General features: G+C 66.9%; 18 protein-coding genes. 8 read left to right on the top strand and 10 right to left on the bottom strand.

Features of this window, described 5'->3' with window-relative positions:
• Positions 1-2 precede the first annotated feature (2 nt).
• Positions 3-287 (bottom strand): type II toxin-antitoxin system Phd/YefM family antitoxin, encoded by a 285-nt coding sequence (locus tag U9970_RS13980; protein WP_322764712.1) that lies wholly within the window; start codon positions 285-287, stop codon positions 3-5.
• Between the two features lie 53 nt (positions 288-340).
• Here U9970_RS13980 and U9970_RS13975 point away from each other — a divergent pair, with 53 nt between their 5' ends.
• A complete protein-coding gene (locus tag U9970_RS13975) occupies positions 341-790 on the top strand; it encodes an acyl-CoA thioesterase (protein WP_322764711.1) in 450 nt (149 codons plus the stop codon).
• Here U9970_RS13975 and U9970_RS13970 read toward each other — a convergent pair.
• The 5 genes from U9970_RS13970 to menA are packed head-to-tail and all read right to left on the bottom strand — an operon-like array spanning position 787 to position 4,356.
• Positions 787-927 (bottom strand): hypothetical protein, encoded by a 141-nt coding sequence (locus U9970_RS13970; protein WP_254942419.1) that lies wholly within the window; start codon positions 925-927, stop codon positions 787-789. The genes U9970_RS13975 and U9970_RS13970 overlap by 4 nt on opposite strands.
• Positions 928-952: 25 nt before the next feature.
• Positions 953-1,219, bottom strand: coding sequence for a TM2 domain-containing protein (locus U9970_RS13965; RefSeq protein WP_322764710.1), 267 nt, complete (start codon positions 1,217-1,219; stop codon positions 953-955).
• Positions 1,203-2,441: an AMP-binding protein gene (locus U9970_RS13960; protein ID WP_322764709.1), complete on the bottom strand. Its 1,239-nt coding sequence runs from the start codon at positions 2,439-2,441 to the stop codon at positions 1,203-1,205. The genes U9970_RS13965 and U9970_RS13960 overlap by 17 nt, the downstream gene beginning before the upstream one ends.
• A complete protein-coding gene (gene menC, locus U9970_RS13955) occupies positions 2,438-3,412 on the bottom strand; it encodes an o-succinylbenzoate synthase (RefSeq protein ID WP_322764708.1) in 975 nt (324 codons plus the stop codon). The genes U9970_RS13960 and menC overlap by 4 nt, the downstream gene beginning before the upstream one ends.
• Complete coding sequence (gene menA, locus U9970_RS13950; RefSeq protein ID WP_322764707.1) at positions 3,409-4,356, bottom strand: 2-carboxy-1,4-naphthoquinone phytyltransferase; 948 nt, start codon at positions 4,354-4,356, stop codon at positions 3,409-3,411. The genes menC and menA overlap by 4 nt, the downstream gene beginning before the upstream one ends.
• A gap of 71 nt (positions 4,357-4,427) precedes the next feature.
• Between menA and U9970_RS13945 the strand changes: the two genes are divergently transcribed.
• Positions 4,428-5,888 (top strand): isochorismate synthase, encoded by a 1,461-nt coding sequence (locus U9970_RS13945; protein WP_407653122.1) that lies wholly within the window; start codon positions 4,428-4,430, stop codon positions 5,886-5,888.
• Here the strand turns inward: U9970_RS13945 and gshB are convergent.
• The gene (gene gshB, locus U9970_RS13940; protein ID WP_322764706.1) at positions 5,858-6,814 is read right to left on the bottom strand and encodes a glutathione synthase; all 957 of its coding nucleotides are present in this window, start codon (positions 6,812-6,814) and stop codon (positions 5,858-5,860) included. The two genes, U9970_RS13945 and gshB, sit on opposite strands and share 31 nt — an antisense overlap.
• A 3-nt stretch (positions 6,815-6,817) precedes the next feature.
• On the bottom strand, positions 6,818-7,078 hold the full coding sequence (grxC, locus tag U9970_RS13935; protein ID WP_322764705.1) for a glutaredoxin 3: 261 nt from the start codon (positions 7,076-7,078) through the stop codon (positions 6,818-6,820).
• A gap of 189 nt (positions 7,079-7,267) precedes the next feature.
• On the opposite strand from grxC, the gene prfB reads away from it, so the two are divergent.
• The 6 genes from prfB (at position 7,268) to U9970_RS13905 (ending at position 10,904) form a co-directional block, all read left to right on the top strand.
• Positions 7,268-8,396, top strand: a protein-coding gene (gene prfB / locus U9970_RS13930; RefSeq protein WP_322764704.1) for a peptide chain release factor 2 whose coding sequence is annotated in 2 segments (ribosomal slippage) — positions 7,268-7,342 and positions 7,344-8,396 — 1,128 coding nt in all. Because the reading frame shifts where the segments join, the coding sequence is not laid out codon by codon here.
• Positions 8,389-8,547: a DUF3285 domain-containing protein gene (locus U9970_RS13925; protein WP_322764703.1), complete on the top strand. Its 159-nt coding sequence runs from the start codon at positions 8,389-8,391 to the stop codon at positions 8,545-8,547. Before prfB ends, U9970_RS13925 begins: the two co-directional genes overlap by 8 nt.
• A 1-nt stretch (position 8,548) precedes the next feature.
• On the top strand, positions 8,549-9,067 hold the full coding sequence (gene ybeY, locus U9970_RS13920) for an rRNA maturation RNase YbeY (RefSeq protein WP_322764702.1): 519 nt from the start codon (positions 8,549-8,551) through the stop codon (positions 9,065-9,067).
• Positions 9,064-9,501, top strand: a complete 438-nt coding sequence (locus U9970_RS13915; RefSeq protein ID WP_322764701.1) for a diacylglycerol kinase family protein — start codon at positions 9,064-9,066, stop codon at positions 9,499-9,501. The genes ybeY and U9970_RS13915 overlap by 4 nt, the downstream gene beginning before the upstream one ends.
• Before the next feature lie 23 nt (positions 9,502-9,524).
• A complete protein-coding gene (locus tag U9970_RS13910; RefSeq protein ID WP_322764700.1) occupies positions 9,525-10,115 on the top strand; it encodes an anthranilate synthase component II in 591 nt (196 codons plus the stop codon).
• Positions 10,116-10,166: 51 nt separating this feature from the next.
• Entirely contained in the window at positions 10,167-10,904 is a 738-nt protein-coding gene (locus tag U9970_RS13905) for an MBL fold metallo-hydrolase (protein WP_322764699.1), read from the top strand.
• On the opposite strand, the gene U9970_RS13900 is transcribed toward U9970_RS13905, so the two are convergent.
• A complete protein-coding gene (locus U9970_RS13900) occupies positions 10,901-11,965 on the bottom strand; it encodes a pyridoxal phosphate-dependent aminotransferase (RefSeq protein WP_322764698.1) in 1,065 nt (354 codons plus the stop codon). The two genes, U9970_RS13905 and U9970_RS13900, sit on opposite strands and share 4 nt — an antisense overlap.
• Positions 11,965-13,734 carry an arginine--tRNA ligase gene (gene argS, locus U9970_RS13895; protein WP_322764697.1) on the bottom strand — a complete coding sequence of 590 codons (1,770 nt, stop codon included), beginning with the start codon at positions 13,732-13,734 and terminating at the stop codon, positions 11,965-11,967. The genes U9970_RS13900 and argS overlap by 1 nt, the downstream gene beginning before the upstream one ends.
• Positions 13,735-13,773: the final 39 nt, after the last annotated feature.

The following is a 13,773-nucleotide window of genomic DNA, read 5'->3' as shown; positions in this document are numbered from 1 at the left end:
CGTTACAGCGCTAGGGGGGCGCGGCGGCGCGCTCGCCCACGAGGCGGCACCAGATTTTCAGTCCGGCCCTCGGCAGCCAACAACAACTCCTTCAAGGAAGGCTGGGCGCTGGCCTGCAAACGACGCCACTCAGCGATAGGAACCAATACCGCCAAATCCGCACCACGCCGCGACACCACCTGGGCCCCTTCCCTAACGCAGGTATCAAGCAGCTCACTAAATCGCGCCTTGGCGTCCTGCACGGGCCAGGCGGCCTCCCTACTGCGCTTAGGCGTTCGCGATTCCACCGATCCCACCCTGCCAACTAGTGTGATGACTAGTCTAGTTTGCGGCCTGGCCCATGAACCCTGATAGCTGGCTGCTGCTCTGCCGCACCGTGCGCTTCGGGGACACGGACGCCGCCGGGGTAATGCATTTCCACCAGCTGCTGCGCTGGTGTCACGAGGCTTACGAAGAAAGCCTGGAGCGCTATGGCCTGCCTGCCACTGAAATCTTTCCCACCCCAAGTCAGATACCAGCCATTGCCCTGCCGCTCGTGCATTGCAGCGCCGACTACCTCGCTCCCCTTGCCTGCGGCGACCCCCTAGCAATCCAGCTGGAACCCCACCGCCTGGATTCCGGCAGCTTCGAGGTGCACTACAACTTCCGAAGCGGCGACAGGGCCGCAGCCAAGGCCCTCACCAGGCACCTGGCGATCGAGACGGCCAGCCGCCGGCGCTGCCCCTTGCCAGCTGGGGTTCAGCGCTGGCTGGAAGCATCGAGCCTGGGCCAGGGCATCCAGCCCCTTTAGGGCCGGCTAAACACGTAAAGCAGCGCCGCCAACTGCAGGGGCAGCAGGGCCGCCATCAGCGCCAGCGGATGCAAGCCGTCGTGGGGAATAGCTGCAGCCAGGCCAAAGCTGAGGGCCCCAGCTCCAGACAAAAGCAACAAAACCGGGGACCGAGCTAAGGCCTCAGAACCAATCTTTTTGGCCATCTAGGTATTCAGTTTCGAATTCGGCATTGGATTTCGTCAAATAAATGACGCCTTCAACAATGCCAATGACTTGAAAAACAAAATAACCAACCCCACAGGTCAGCAGCGACACCACCAACATGATTACCGCCGGCTTGGTGTAGCCCAGGATGAATTTGTGCACCCCAAAGGCGCCCAGAAAGATTCCGGTGAGTCCCGCCGCCAGCTTCTTATTGCTGATTTCGGTCTCAGACAGGCTCGACATCGACTGACGCGGGAGAGACGACCTGAACAGTTTTTAGCTGATCAACCCAGGCCCGCCAATGATTTCGTTGCCATTTGCCCAGCTCCGCTGGCGCAAGCTCGGGGCAGAGCAGCCAGCGGCACGGGCGCTCGGCCGCTGGCCAGCAATCACACAGCTGCTGCAACGCCAGCTGCAGCTCCTGCCAACCCTGCTGGGGCGAGCCGGGCCGCACCAGGGCTACCAGGCGCTGGCCCCAGTCGGAATCATCGATTGGCAGCAGCAAAAGCGCCTGCACAGGCAAGCCGGCGGCCTGGGCCAGCTGCGCCAGCCGCTGCTCCAGCAACTCGGGAAACACGGTTTCACCGCCGCTGTGAATGGCCCCATCGAGGCGTCCCAGCAGCTCCAGCCCCGCTGGGCCAAGCCGGCCAGCATCACCACTACGCCACCAGCCATCGGCCGTGCGCTGCAGGGGCTGGAGCCGGCCAGCCTCCAGCCAGCCCGGGCTGAGCCGCTCACAGCGCACCTCAACGGCCTGCTCCGCCCCTAGCCGCAGCTCCACATCTGCCAAGGGGATGCCGCAACCCGCCGCCCCCGCAAGAAAAGCCTCCGGCGCCAGGGCACACACCATTGCCGCCGTTTCCGTGGCCCCGTAACAAGGGGCTAGCCGCAACCCGGCCAGCCTGGCCCGCTCCGCCAGCGCCGGCGGCAGCGGCGCCCCACCCACCCAAATCAACGCCAAACGCTGCAGCCAGGCCACGCCCTCGGCAGCAGCCAGCAGCCGCTGCAGCTGGGTGGGCACCAGGGAAAGCAAGGCCGGGCGGCCTGGATCCAGCGGGCCAGCCGCAGCCAACCGAGCCGGATCGCGCATCCAGGCCGGGTCGAGGCGCAGGTGGCCGGCACCCCATTGATGGGCCCGCACCCAGGGCAGCAGCCCACTGACGTGATGCAACGGCAGGGGGTTGAGCTGCAGGCAAGCCGCAGGCTCTAGGCCCAAACCCTCCAGCCAGAGGCCAGTGGCCGAAGCCGAAGCCTGCAGGTGGGCCAGGGGCTGCAGGCACCAGCGGCGACCGCCCGTGCTGCCGCCACTACCCAGCACCACCCCTGGCCCCCAACGCTCCTGCAGGGGGCCAAGGCCATCGGGCCCGATCGCCGCCGCCAAAGCCTGCTGATCGCTGGTGGCCGGGCCCGCCAAGGCCGCCAGGCGGCCGGCATCCCAGAGCTTTTGCAACTGCTCGGGCGTCATGGCTGCTGGCCTGCTGCAGCCCACACCACTGCCGGATCGGCGCTGGCCAGGGCTCCGGGGGCTTGCCAACCCGGCGCCAAGCCCGGCTCCGCCGGCGTGGGGCCCTCGGCCTGTAGGGCTGCCAAATGCTCGAGCCAGCGGCGGCCGATGCCGGTTTCAAAAGCTGTGCTGAGCATCAGCCGCGGCCTGCCCCGCTCCAGGGCCGCCAGCAGCCCTCGAGGGTCCCCCTCCTGGCTGGGGCGGCGCACCTGCCAGCCCGGCCAACTGCTGCGCAGGCCCGGGTCGCACTGCAACGATTCATCCAGAGCCACGGGCACCTGGGCCGCCAAGGCCTCCAGCCCAGCCTGGTCGGCCGGGGCCAGGGGCTGCTCCAGCCACTGCAGCCGCGGCTCGCCCGCCAAACGCCCGGCCCAGGCCGCCGCCGTGGCCCGGCTCCAGCCGCCATTGGCATCAAGGCGCAGGCGGGCGGTTGCTGGCAGGCGCTGCAGCAGCTGCTCCAGCAGCTCGCGCTCCAAACCATCGGCGCAAACAGCCAGCTTCCACTTGAACACCGGAGCAGGCCCCAGCTCGGGCGCAAGCTGCTCCAAAACCTCAATGGCGGCTGGTCCTGCCGGCAGCAGCACGGCCGCAGCGGGCGGCGGCAGCCAGCGGCGCTGCGGCAAGCCGGCTAGCTCGGCCAGGGCAGCCCCGAGGGCAAAGGCAAGGGTTGGGGGCAACTGGCCAGCCTGCAGCAACCTCTCGAGTTCGGCTGCCCCATAGCTGGCATCCAAAGCAGCGAGGGCCGCCGCCAATGGCTCCAGCTGGCCAGCAAGGGGCGCGGCCTCGCCCCAGCCCACATCACCCGCGGGGCTCTGCAAGCGCAGCAGCCAGCCGCGCCGCTGCTGCACGGTCCCTGCAGCCGTAACCAGGGGCTGGGGCAGGGCGAAGCCGAAGGGCCGCCACCGCAACTGCAGCAGGCCCGCCTGGCTCATCCTGTGAAGCGCCCCAGGGCCAGGCCCAGGGCCAAACCCAAACCATTGAGCGCCTGAAAGCGCAGGGCCAGAAATTTGCTGCCGCTGATCCGCCCAGGCTCGCCATGGTGGCGCTGCAATAGGGCGATCAGCTGACGGGCCGGCGGCAGGCCGATCACGCCGAGCAGGGCCGTGAGCGGCCACTGGCCCAGCAGCACCGGCGCCCATTGCAGGGCCAGGCAGCCGGCCACAAACCAGGGCACCAACCCCGAGGCAGCCGCCGTACCCAGATGCACCACCGGCGAACGCTTGCCATGGGCGGCGTCCCCATCAACCTGATGGAAATGGGAGCAGAACAGCACCAAGGTGGTGGCGAGGGCCGGGCCACTGCCAAGGGCCAGGGCGATGGCCCAGGGCACCCCGCTGGCCCCCGCGGGTGCCAGGGCCAGCAGGCCGGCGGCGGTGGCCAAGGGGCCGAAAGCAAGCCAGCAGAGGGGCTCACCCAGGCCCCGGTAGCCCAGCCGAAACGGCGGCCCCTGATACAGGTAGCCCAGGCCGCAGCAGGCCAGCACCAAGGCCAGCACCGCCGGGGTGCTGCGCCAGGCCACCAGCGCCATCAGAGCCAGGCCCAGCAGCAGGCAGCCATTGGCCAGTCCGGCCACCCGATCGCGCCGGCCGGTGAGATTCACCACGGAATGGGGCTTGCCGTTGGCATCCACGCCGGTGTCGGCATCAAAAACATCGTTGGCCAGGTTTTCCCAGGCCAGCAGCAGCACTGCCGCCAACAGAAACAGCAGCAGTTGGTCAAACCGCACCGGCAGGGCCTGGCCCAGGCGCCAGCCGGCGGCCAGCAGCACCGGCATCACCGCCACCGCGTACATCGGCCACTTGATCGCCGCCTGCCACAGGCGGCTGCGATCAACGGAATTGGCGTAACGGCTTGCGACGACCTTGGGCTCAGTCATGGGGGCCGCAGGCGGCAGCCACTGCAGGGCCCATACATTTGAGCAGCTCTTCGTCGCGGCCCCGGCCCTTCCTGGTGCAGGCCCCTTCTTCCTTCACCAATTCAACGGGTGATTCATTCACCAGTTTGCTGGCCGCCGCCAACGAGCGGGCACGCCAGCTGGAAGAGGAGGGCGTCCTCAGCCTGGCCCTGCCCCTGGCCGGCGGCGACCCGATGCTGCTGCTACCCCATCTGGAGCCCGAGGCTGAACAGCTGGCCCCAGGCGGCGACAGCTTCCGCTTCCTGTGGGATGGGGCACCGGGGCTCTGCATTGCCGCCGCCGGACGCACCAACAGCCTCGAGCTCAGTGGTCCACGCCGCTTTGAGCTGGCCCAGCGGTTTGCCAGCGCCTGCCTCAGCCGCCTAGCCACCCCCGAGAACGGCCCGCCCCTGGCCCGGCCGCGGGTGCTGCTGGCCTTCGGCTTCTTTGAAGCGCCCCTGCAGCCGGGACCTACAGCCATCCCTGGCGTACAGGCCGTGCTGCCGCGCTGGCAACTGAGCCGCCAGGGCCAGCACTGCTGGCTGCGGCTGCAGCGCAGCCTCGGCGGCGGCGTGACGCCGCGCCTGCTAGCCGAAGAGCTGTGGGAGCAGGCCCGCCGGCTTGAGCGCCTAGTGCAACAACAAGACGGGCTGGAGCTGAGGGTTGATAGTCGCATCGCCATCCGCCGCAGTTCGCCATGGCAGGAGAGCTACCGCTCCGCGGTTGAGCGGGGCCTGGAGAGGGTGGAGAGGGGCGAGCTGGAAAAAGTGGTGCTAGCCGTGCGCCAGGAGCTGCAGCTTGAAGCCGCGCCCCATCCCCTGGCCCTGCTGGCCCCCCTACGGCGCCACCAGAGCGGCAGCTGCCGCTTTCTGTGGCAGCAAGCCCATGGAACTGCCCTGATCGGCGCCTCCCCCGAACGGCTGCTCACGGTGCGCCAGGGGCAATTGCGCAGTGATGCCCTAGCGGGCACCGCCCCAGCTGGAGAGCAGGCCGCAGGGCTGCTGCACTCCCGCAAAGATCGCCATGAGCATGAGCTGGTAGTGGACACGATCACCGCCGTGCTCGCCAGAGCGGGTCTTAACCCGCGGCGACCGCGCCATCCACGCCTGGCCCGCCACGGCCAGCTGGTGCATCTGCACACCCCGATCACGGCAGCCTTGGGCCAGCATCAGGCCCTGAGCATCGCCGCCGCCCTCCATCCCACCCCAGCTGTGGCGGGCCTGCCACGGCGCGAGGCGATGGCCTGGCTGCGCAGCCTGGAGCCCTTCGAGCGCGGCCACTACGCCGCCCCAATCGGCTGGATCGACAGCGCCGGTGACGCCGACCTGCGGGTGGCGATCCGCAGCGGCACCCTGCGGGGCGACCGGCTTGAGCTCACCGCCGGTGCTGGCCTAGTGCGAGGTTCAACGGTGGAGCGGGAGCTGCAGGAGGTAGCCCTGAAGCTGGGCGTACTGCAGCAGCAGCTCAGTTGCGCCACCGACCATCAAGCGGCCAGCAGCAGCTCCATCGTCTGATCCGCCAGGGGAATCCCGGCCAGCCGCTCCACCTCGCGCACGCCGGTGGGGCTGGTCACATTGATCTCGCTGAGGCGGCCGTCTATCACATCGATGCCCACGAAAAACAAACCCTCAGCCCGCAAAGCTGGTGCCAACTCAGCGCAGATAGCCCTCTCCGCCGCCGTGAGCTCAGTGACCTCCGGGGCACCGCCCACGGCCAGGTTGCTCCGAAACTCCCCCCCTGCGCCACCGGCGGGAATGCGATTCACCGCCCCCAGGGGCTCGCCATCCACCAGCAGGATGCGCTTATCACCAGCGCTCACCCCGGGCAAGAAGGCCTGCACCATCACCGGCAGCTGCTCCTGGCCAGTCACCAGCTCCAGCAGGGCCCTCAAGCCAGGAGTTGCTGCAGAAGCAAACACCACCCCCTGGCCAGCCCGCCCCCCCAGGGGCTTGAGCACCACCTCGCCATGCTCGGCGGTGAAAGCGGCCAGCGCCGTGACCCGGCTAGCCACCAGGGTGGGGGCCATCAGCTGGCTCCAGCGCAGGGCACTGAGTTTTTCGTTCCAGGCCCGCAGCGAAGCGGGCCGATTCAGCACCCGCACTCCTTGACGCTCCCCCAGCTCCAGCAGATGGGTGGCATAGAGGTAGGCCTCATCGACCGGCGGGTCCTTGCGCATCCACACCCGCGGGAAGGCGGTTAGGGGCAGCAGCTGGGGGTCGCCAAGTTCAAACCAGGGCTCGCAATTCACTGGGGTGGCCACAGCCCAGGCGCCATGACCTTGCTGGAGGTCTCCTGGCACTGGGGCGGCAGCAAGATCGGCGATGGTGCACACCCACACCTGCTCGCCGGCTCGCTGGGCTGCCTGCATCAGGGCAACGCTGGAATCTTTGGCTGGATTGAGCCGGGCGATCGGATCGATCACAAACAGTTGGGATGCCACCGCTCAGCTCGCCAGCAGAACGTCGAGCTGGCCGGAGCGCTCGAGGGCATGCAGGTCGTCGCAACCACCCACGTGCTGGCCATTGATGAAGGTCTGGGGCAAGGAGCGACTGCCGCCACTTTTTGCCGCCATCGCCGAGCGTGCCGCCGCGTCGCCATCGATGGCGAATTCGGTGTATGCAATTCCCTTGCGGTCGAGCAGGGCCTTGGCGCGCACACATAAGGGACAGGCCCGCCAGGTATAGATCTCAACGGTGGCGGCCATTTAAACGGCTCCGGTCAGGTTCTGCTGATCGTAGAAGCGAGCCAGGGCGCGCGGGACCGGGAGCCTTGCACCTAAAACACTTAGCTAAGCTAAGACTTAGCCAATCGACAAAACCCCTCTCCCAGCCCCGCCCCCTAGCGGCGCAGCTGGCCGGCGCTGATACCGTCAAGCAACTATTCAGCCGCACCGGTGCTCGATCTCACCGACTTCAAGCGCGACCTCTCCGAGCTCACTGACCGCCTGGGCAACGCCCAGGACTGTCTTTGACGTACCGGCCCTGAAAGCCCGCCAACAGGATCTGGAGCAGCTGGCCTCCCAAAGCGACTTCTGGGATGACCAGAAGCAGGCCCAGCTCAAGATGCGCCAGCTCGACGAGGTGAAGGCCCAGCTTGAGCAATTGGCCAAATGGCAGGCCAGCGTCTCCGATGGGGAGGCCACCGTGGAGCTCTACGGCCTCGAGCCCGATGAGGAGCTGCTGGCCGAATCCAACCAAGCCCTGCAGTCCCTCAAAGCCGACCTGGATCGCTGGGAACTGGAGCGCCTGCTCTCGGGCCCCTACGACAAGGAGGGAGCCGTGATCAGCATCAACGCCGGTGCCGGCGGCACCGACGCCCAGGACTGGGCCCTGATGCTGATGCGCATGTACACCCGCTGGGCCGAAGACCACGGCATGAAGGTGAGTGTGGACGAGCTCAGCGAGGGGGAGGAAGCGGGCATCAAGAGCTGCACGATCGAAATAGAGGGCCGCTACGCCTACGGCTATCTGCGCAACGAAAAGGGCACCCACCGGCTGGTGCGCATCTCCCCCTTCAATGCCAACGACAAACGCCAGACGAGCTTCGCCGGCGTGGAGGTGATGCCCCAGATCGACGAGGACGTGAAGCTCGACATCCCCGACAAGGACCTGGAAATCACCACCTCGCGCTCCGGCGGCGCTGGCGGCCAGAACGTCAACAAGGTGGAAACGGCCGTGCGCATCCTGCACATCCCCACGGGCCTGTTTGTGCGCTGCACCCAGGAGCGCTCCCAGCTGCAAAATAAAGAGAAGGCGATGGCCTTATTGATGGCCAAGTTGCTGGTGATTGCCCAGGAGCAGCGGGCCTCCGAGATCGCCGACATCCGCGGCGACATTGTGGAAGCGGCCTGGGGCAACCAGATCCGCAACTATGTGTTTCACCCCTATCAAATGGTTAAAGATCTGCGCACCCAGCAGGAAACCACCGATGTTCAGGGCGTCATGGACGGCGATCTCGATCCCTTCATCCAGAGCCTGCTGCATGCGGGCGTCGAGCTAGCTGGAGGCGGCAGCGATGACTGAGCAGAACCCCAGCTTCATCAAGCTGGCGATGCGCAACATGGTGCGCAAGGGCCGCCAAAGCCTGTTTCACTTCGGCCTCACCGCCCTCGGCCTCACGGGCTTCCTGCTGCTGATCGCCTGGCTCGGCCGCCCCCAACTTCCCGGAGGCTGAGATGGCCGCCTCGACCGATCTCGACCTGGCCTTTAGTGCTGATCCCGATCTGGAGGTAGCCCCGCAGCTGGCAGCTGCCGATTACTGGCAGGCCCTATTGGGCGCCTGGCTACACCAGCTGGTCCCGGAGCTCCCCGCTGCCCTGCAAGCCCCCGCCTACAGCCTGGGGCTGAGCCTGGTGGCTGACGCCGAAATCGCCGAGCTCAATGCCGACTGGCGCCACAAGGAAGGCCCCACCGACGTTCTGGCCTTCGCCGCCCAAGACGAAACAACCGATGGCACCCCGCCGATGCCGGCATCCGGGGAGGCGGAGCCCCTGGAGCTGGGCGACATATTTATCTCCGTAGAAACGGCAGCCCGCCAGGCGCCGGAGCATGGCCACGACCTGGAGCAGGAGCTGCTGTTTCTGGCCAGCCATGGCTTGCTCCACCTGCTGGGCTGGGACCATCCCGACGAAGCCAGACTCGCCGCCATGTTGGCGCGCCAGAAAGAGCTGGTTAAGGTGCCAGCGGAGCCATGACAAATCTGCGCCCCTTACCGACACCAGAAACTCGTGGGCGCCGCCTCAGGGCCCGGGCCTGGACGGTGGCCAGTGACCTGCCGGCGAGTTTTCGTTATGCCGCCCAAGGCCTGGCCTACGGCTTTGCCAGCCAGCGCAACTTCCGCATCCATGTGATCACTGGAGCGGTGGTGTTCAGCCTGGGGCTGTGGCTGCAACTACCCACGGCCCAGCTGGCCGTGCTGGTGCTCACCGTGGCGGCGGTGCTGGTACTGGAGTTGCTCAACACCGCCACTGAAGCGGTGGTGGATCTGGCCATCGGCCGCCAGTTCCACCCCCTGGCCCGGATCGCCAAGGACTGCGCCGCCGCTGCGGTGCTGGTGGCGGCCCTGTCGTCGCTGATGATCGCCCTGCTGCTACTCGTGCCCCCCCTACTGAACCGGCTGGGCCTTTGAATGGAGGCAGGCCAGGCGCGGCGATGCTTCTCGTTCTCGACAACTACGACAGCTTCACCTTCAACCTGGTGCAGTATCTAGGCGAGCTGGCACCCGAGCACCCAATAGCTGCTGAGCTGCGGGTGGAGCGCAACGACGCCCTCAGCCTCGAGCAGATCCGAGCGCTGGCGCCAGCCGCCATTTTGATTTCACCAGGCCCCGGCGATCCAGATCAATCGGGGGTATGCCTGGAGGTGCTGCAGGAGCTCAGCCCCACCATCCCCACCCTGGGCGTGTGCCTGGGCCACCAATCGATCGCCCAGGTATATGGCGGCAAGGTGGTGCGGGCCAAGGAGCTGATGCACGGCAAAACCTCGCCTGTGCACCACGGCGGCCAAGGCGTGTTTGAGGGTCTGCCCAACCCGCTCACCGCCACCAGATACCACAGCCTGATCGCCGAGCGCGAGTCGCTGCCCGACTGCCTCGAGATCACCGCCTGGCTCGACGACGGCACGATCATGGGCCTGCGCCACCGCGATTTCCCCCACATTCAGGGGGTGCAGTTCCACCCCGAAAGCGTGCTCACCCAGGAGGGTCATGCGCTGCTGGCCAACTTTCTGCGCCAGGCCAGCTAGCCAGCCATAGCAAGTCTGTTGGATTAGCTTCACAGCGATTGCCGCCTCTCCATGCGCTCGCTGCCCACCTTCGCTGCTCTCACCTTGAGTTCCCTCGGCCTGGGCGCCGCATTGCTGGCATCCGGCCCAGCCCTCGCAGGCAGCGGCGTCACGATCACCAGCTACGGCCACAGCGCCCTGCTGATCAGTGGTGGCGGGGCAAGGGTGCTGGTTAATCCCTTTAAGGCCGTGGCCTGCGCCGCTGGCCTGGCCGAACCCCGGGTGAGTGCCACGGTGATCCTGGCCAGCAGCCGACTATTGGATGAGGGCGCACCGGTGGCCAGCGGCAAGATGCTGGTGGATCCAGGCTCCTTCAAGGTGAGTGGCCTTTCAATCGAAGGCATTGCCGGTCCCCACGACCGCGTTGGTGGGCGCCGCTTCGGCCAATCCACCCTGTGGCGCTGGAAGCAGGGCGGCCTGGACATCGCCCATCTCGGCGGCACCGCGGCCCGGCTCACTCCCGCCGACAAGGTGATGCTAGGTCGCCCAGACGTGCTGATCATCGGCGTGGGTGGCGGCGCCAAGGTGTACACCGGTGCCGAAGCCGCCGAGGTGGTGCGCGAGCTCCAGCCCCGCCGCGTGATCCCGGTGCAATTTGTCAGCGGCAAAACAACCCCTAAAGACTGCGACCAAACCACCCTGCAACCTTTCCTTGATGCCATGGCCGGCACCCCGGTGAAGCGCCCTGGCCGCACCCTCAGCCTGCCGGGCAAACTCGGCGATGGCATGGTGATCGAGGTGATGCGCTAAGCGACCTGCAGATAGGCAGCCCAGAAACGCTGCATCTGCTCGGTAGTGCCAAGGCTCACCCTCAAGGAGCCGTCGATCAAAGGTTTGGCCGCCATCGAGCGCACCAGGATTCCGGCCTGCCGCAGACGCTGCTCCACCTCCTCAGCCGGGCGCTCGGGCCAGATCAGCAGGTAGTTGCCGCCTGCGGCGTGATGCCGCACGCCAGCCGCTTGCAACTGCTGCACCAGCCAGGAGCGGGCCCGCAGCACTTCGGCCACATAGCAATCCACATAGGCCTGGTCCGCCAGGGCCGCATGGGCGGCAGTCACGGCGAAGCTGTTGATGTCGTAGGGGCCTGTGACCCGAGCGAGCCGATCAACCACTGGCGCCGCCCCAATGGCAAAACCGATGCGCAGGCCCGCCAGGCCAGCCGTTTTAGCGAGTGAGCGCAGCACCAGCAGATTCGGCGTGGCAGCGAAATCGGCCAAGGGCAGCACGCTGTCGCCAGTGAAGGCCTCATAGAGCTCATCCACCACCACAAGCGTGCCCGGCGCCGAGGCCGCCAGCTCCAGGATCAGCTCGGGCGCCAGGCGGGTGCCGGTGGGGTTGTTGGGATTGCAGATCAGCAGGATGCGCGGATAGCCCTGCAGTGCCGCCCGCAGCTCCTCGAATGGGAAGCCAAAATCCGGCAGCCTGTAAGGAATCGCCTCAATCGCCATGCCCTGCATCTGGGCGCAGGGGGTGTAGTAACCGAAGGTGGGGCTGGTGGTGAGCAGGGTGTCGCCCCGGTCGCCGTAGGCGTGAAAAATGGCGTGGATCGCCGCATCGACCCCGTTAAACAGGCCGATTTGGCTGGGCGCCAAGGGCAGGGCCAGGTTGGCCACCACGGCCTGGCGCAGGCCGTCGTATTCGGGATAGATGGCGTATTGCTCAGCCGGAATGGCGCGGATCGCAGCCACCACCTGCGGGCTTGGGCCCATCGTGTTTTCGTTGAAATCGAGCCGCAGCATCCCCCGCCGCCCCTCCAGCGGCGCGCTGTAGGCCTGGAGCCCTTCAACCTCGGGGCGCGCCTGGGGCTCCATCACATCCGCTCCAAGGTAGGGATACCGAGCAGGCCCAAACCGAGGGAAAGGGTGTCGGTGGTGAGGCGGCACAGGGCTAAGCGGGAGGAGCGGAACGGCTCCTCGGCCTTGAGCACTGGCACCTGGTCGTAGAAGCGGTTGAACACCTGGCTGAGCTCAAATAGGTAGGTGCAAAGCCGATTCGGCAGCAGCTCCTGCTCCACTTCAGCAAGCACCCCATCAAACTTGAGCAGCTCCCGCACCAGCGCCCACTCCTGCGCTTCGCTGAAGGTGAGTGAAGCAACGGCACCAGCCCCCAGATCGCCGCCCTTGCGGGCGATGCCGGCGATGCGCACCACCGCATAGAGCAGATAGGGCGCCGTGTTGCCCGTAAGCGCCAGCATCCGATCAAAACTGAACTGATAGTTGGTGATCCGGTTGGTGCTGAGGTCGGCGTACTTCACCGCCGCCAAGCCCACGGAGGCGGCCACCTGCTGGATGAAGGCCTCGTCTTCGCTGCGCTGCTCATCGGCGAGGCGCTGACGCAGATCGGCCTCGGTGCGCTCCACCGCCTCATCGAGCAGGTCCTTGAGGCGCACCGTGTCGCCGGAGCGGGTCTTGAGCTTTTTGCCATCGTCGCCCTGCACCAAACCAAAGGGCACGTGCTCGACGCTGCAGTGGGAGGGTATCCAGCCCGCCCGCTGGGCCACCTGGAACACGCCGGCAAAATGGCTGGCCTGACCCGCATCGGTCACATAGATCACCCGGCTGGCGCCATCACCTGCCTGGGAGAAGCGGTAGCGGATCGCCGCCAGATCGGTGGTGGCGTAGTTGAAGCCGCCATCGCTCTTCTGCACGATCAACGGCAGGGGCTGGCCATCCTTGCCACTCACCCCCTCAAGAAAAACGCAGCCGGCACCGGCGTCGACCACCAGCAGACCGGCAGCCCTGAGGTCGTCAACCACCGCCTGCAGATAGGGGTTGTAGAAGGATTCGCCGCGCTCGGTGAGACGGATGCCGAGCTGGTCGTAGATCTTCTGGAATTCGCGGCGGCTCTGGTCGCATAGCAATCCCCAGGCCTTAAGCGACACCGGATCGCCCCCTTGCAGCTTCACCACCTCCTCGCGGGAGATGGTCTGGAAGCTTTCGTCGTCGTCGAAGCGGACCTTGGCCTGGCGATAAAAGGCGACCAGATCGCCCAGGTCCACCGCATCGGGGTGCTCGAGCGCCTCGGGCGCCACCTGCTTGAGGTGGGTAATCAGCATTCCAAACTGGGTGCCCCAGTCGCCCACATGGTTGAGCCGCAGCACCGGGTGGCCGCGGAACTCCAGCACCCGGGCCAGGCAGTCGCCAATGATCGTGGAGCGCAGGTGCCCCACGTGCATCTCCTTGGCGATGTTGGGGCTGGAGAAGTCCACAATCACCGGGGCTTGCATCTCCACCGTCGGCACCCCTAGACGCGGATCACCAAGGCGGGCCTGCAGCTCGGCTGCCAGGCGCTCGGGCCGCAGGGTGAGGTTGATGAAGCCGGGCCCAGCTATCTGGGGCTCCAGGCAGAGCTCGGCAAAGGCAGGATCGGCCGTAAGTTGCGCCACGATCGCCGTGGCAATAGCCCGGGGCGGCTGGCCCAGGGGTTTGGCCAGGGGCAGGGCCCCATTGGCCTGGAAGTCGCCGAATTCCGGCTTAGACGCTGGCGCCAGCTGGGGATCGAGGGGCTGGCCCGCCTCCGGGAAGGCCCGCTGCATAGCTGCCAGAAGCTGGCCCTGCAGGGCGTGGAGAACGGTCAGCATGGCAACGGTGGGCCGCAGTAGCGGCAGGCACTTGCTGTG

Source organism: Cyanobium usitatum str. Tous (assembly GCF_963920485.1).
Taxonomy (GTDB): domain Bacteria; phylum Cyanobacteriota; class Cyanobacteriia; order PCC-6307; family Cyanobiaceae; genus Cyanobium_A; species Cyanobium_A usitatum_A.
Note: the sequence above shows the minus strand (reverse complement) of the source record. Positions and strands in the feature narration are given on the sequence as shown.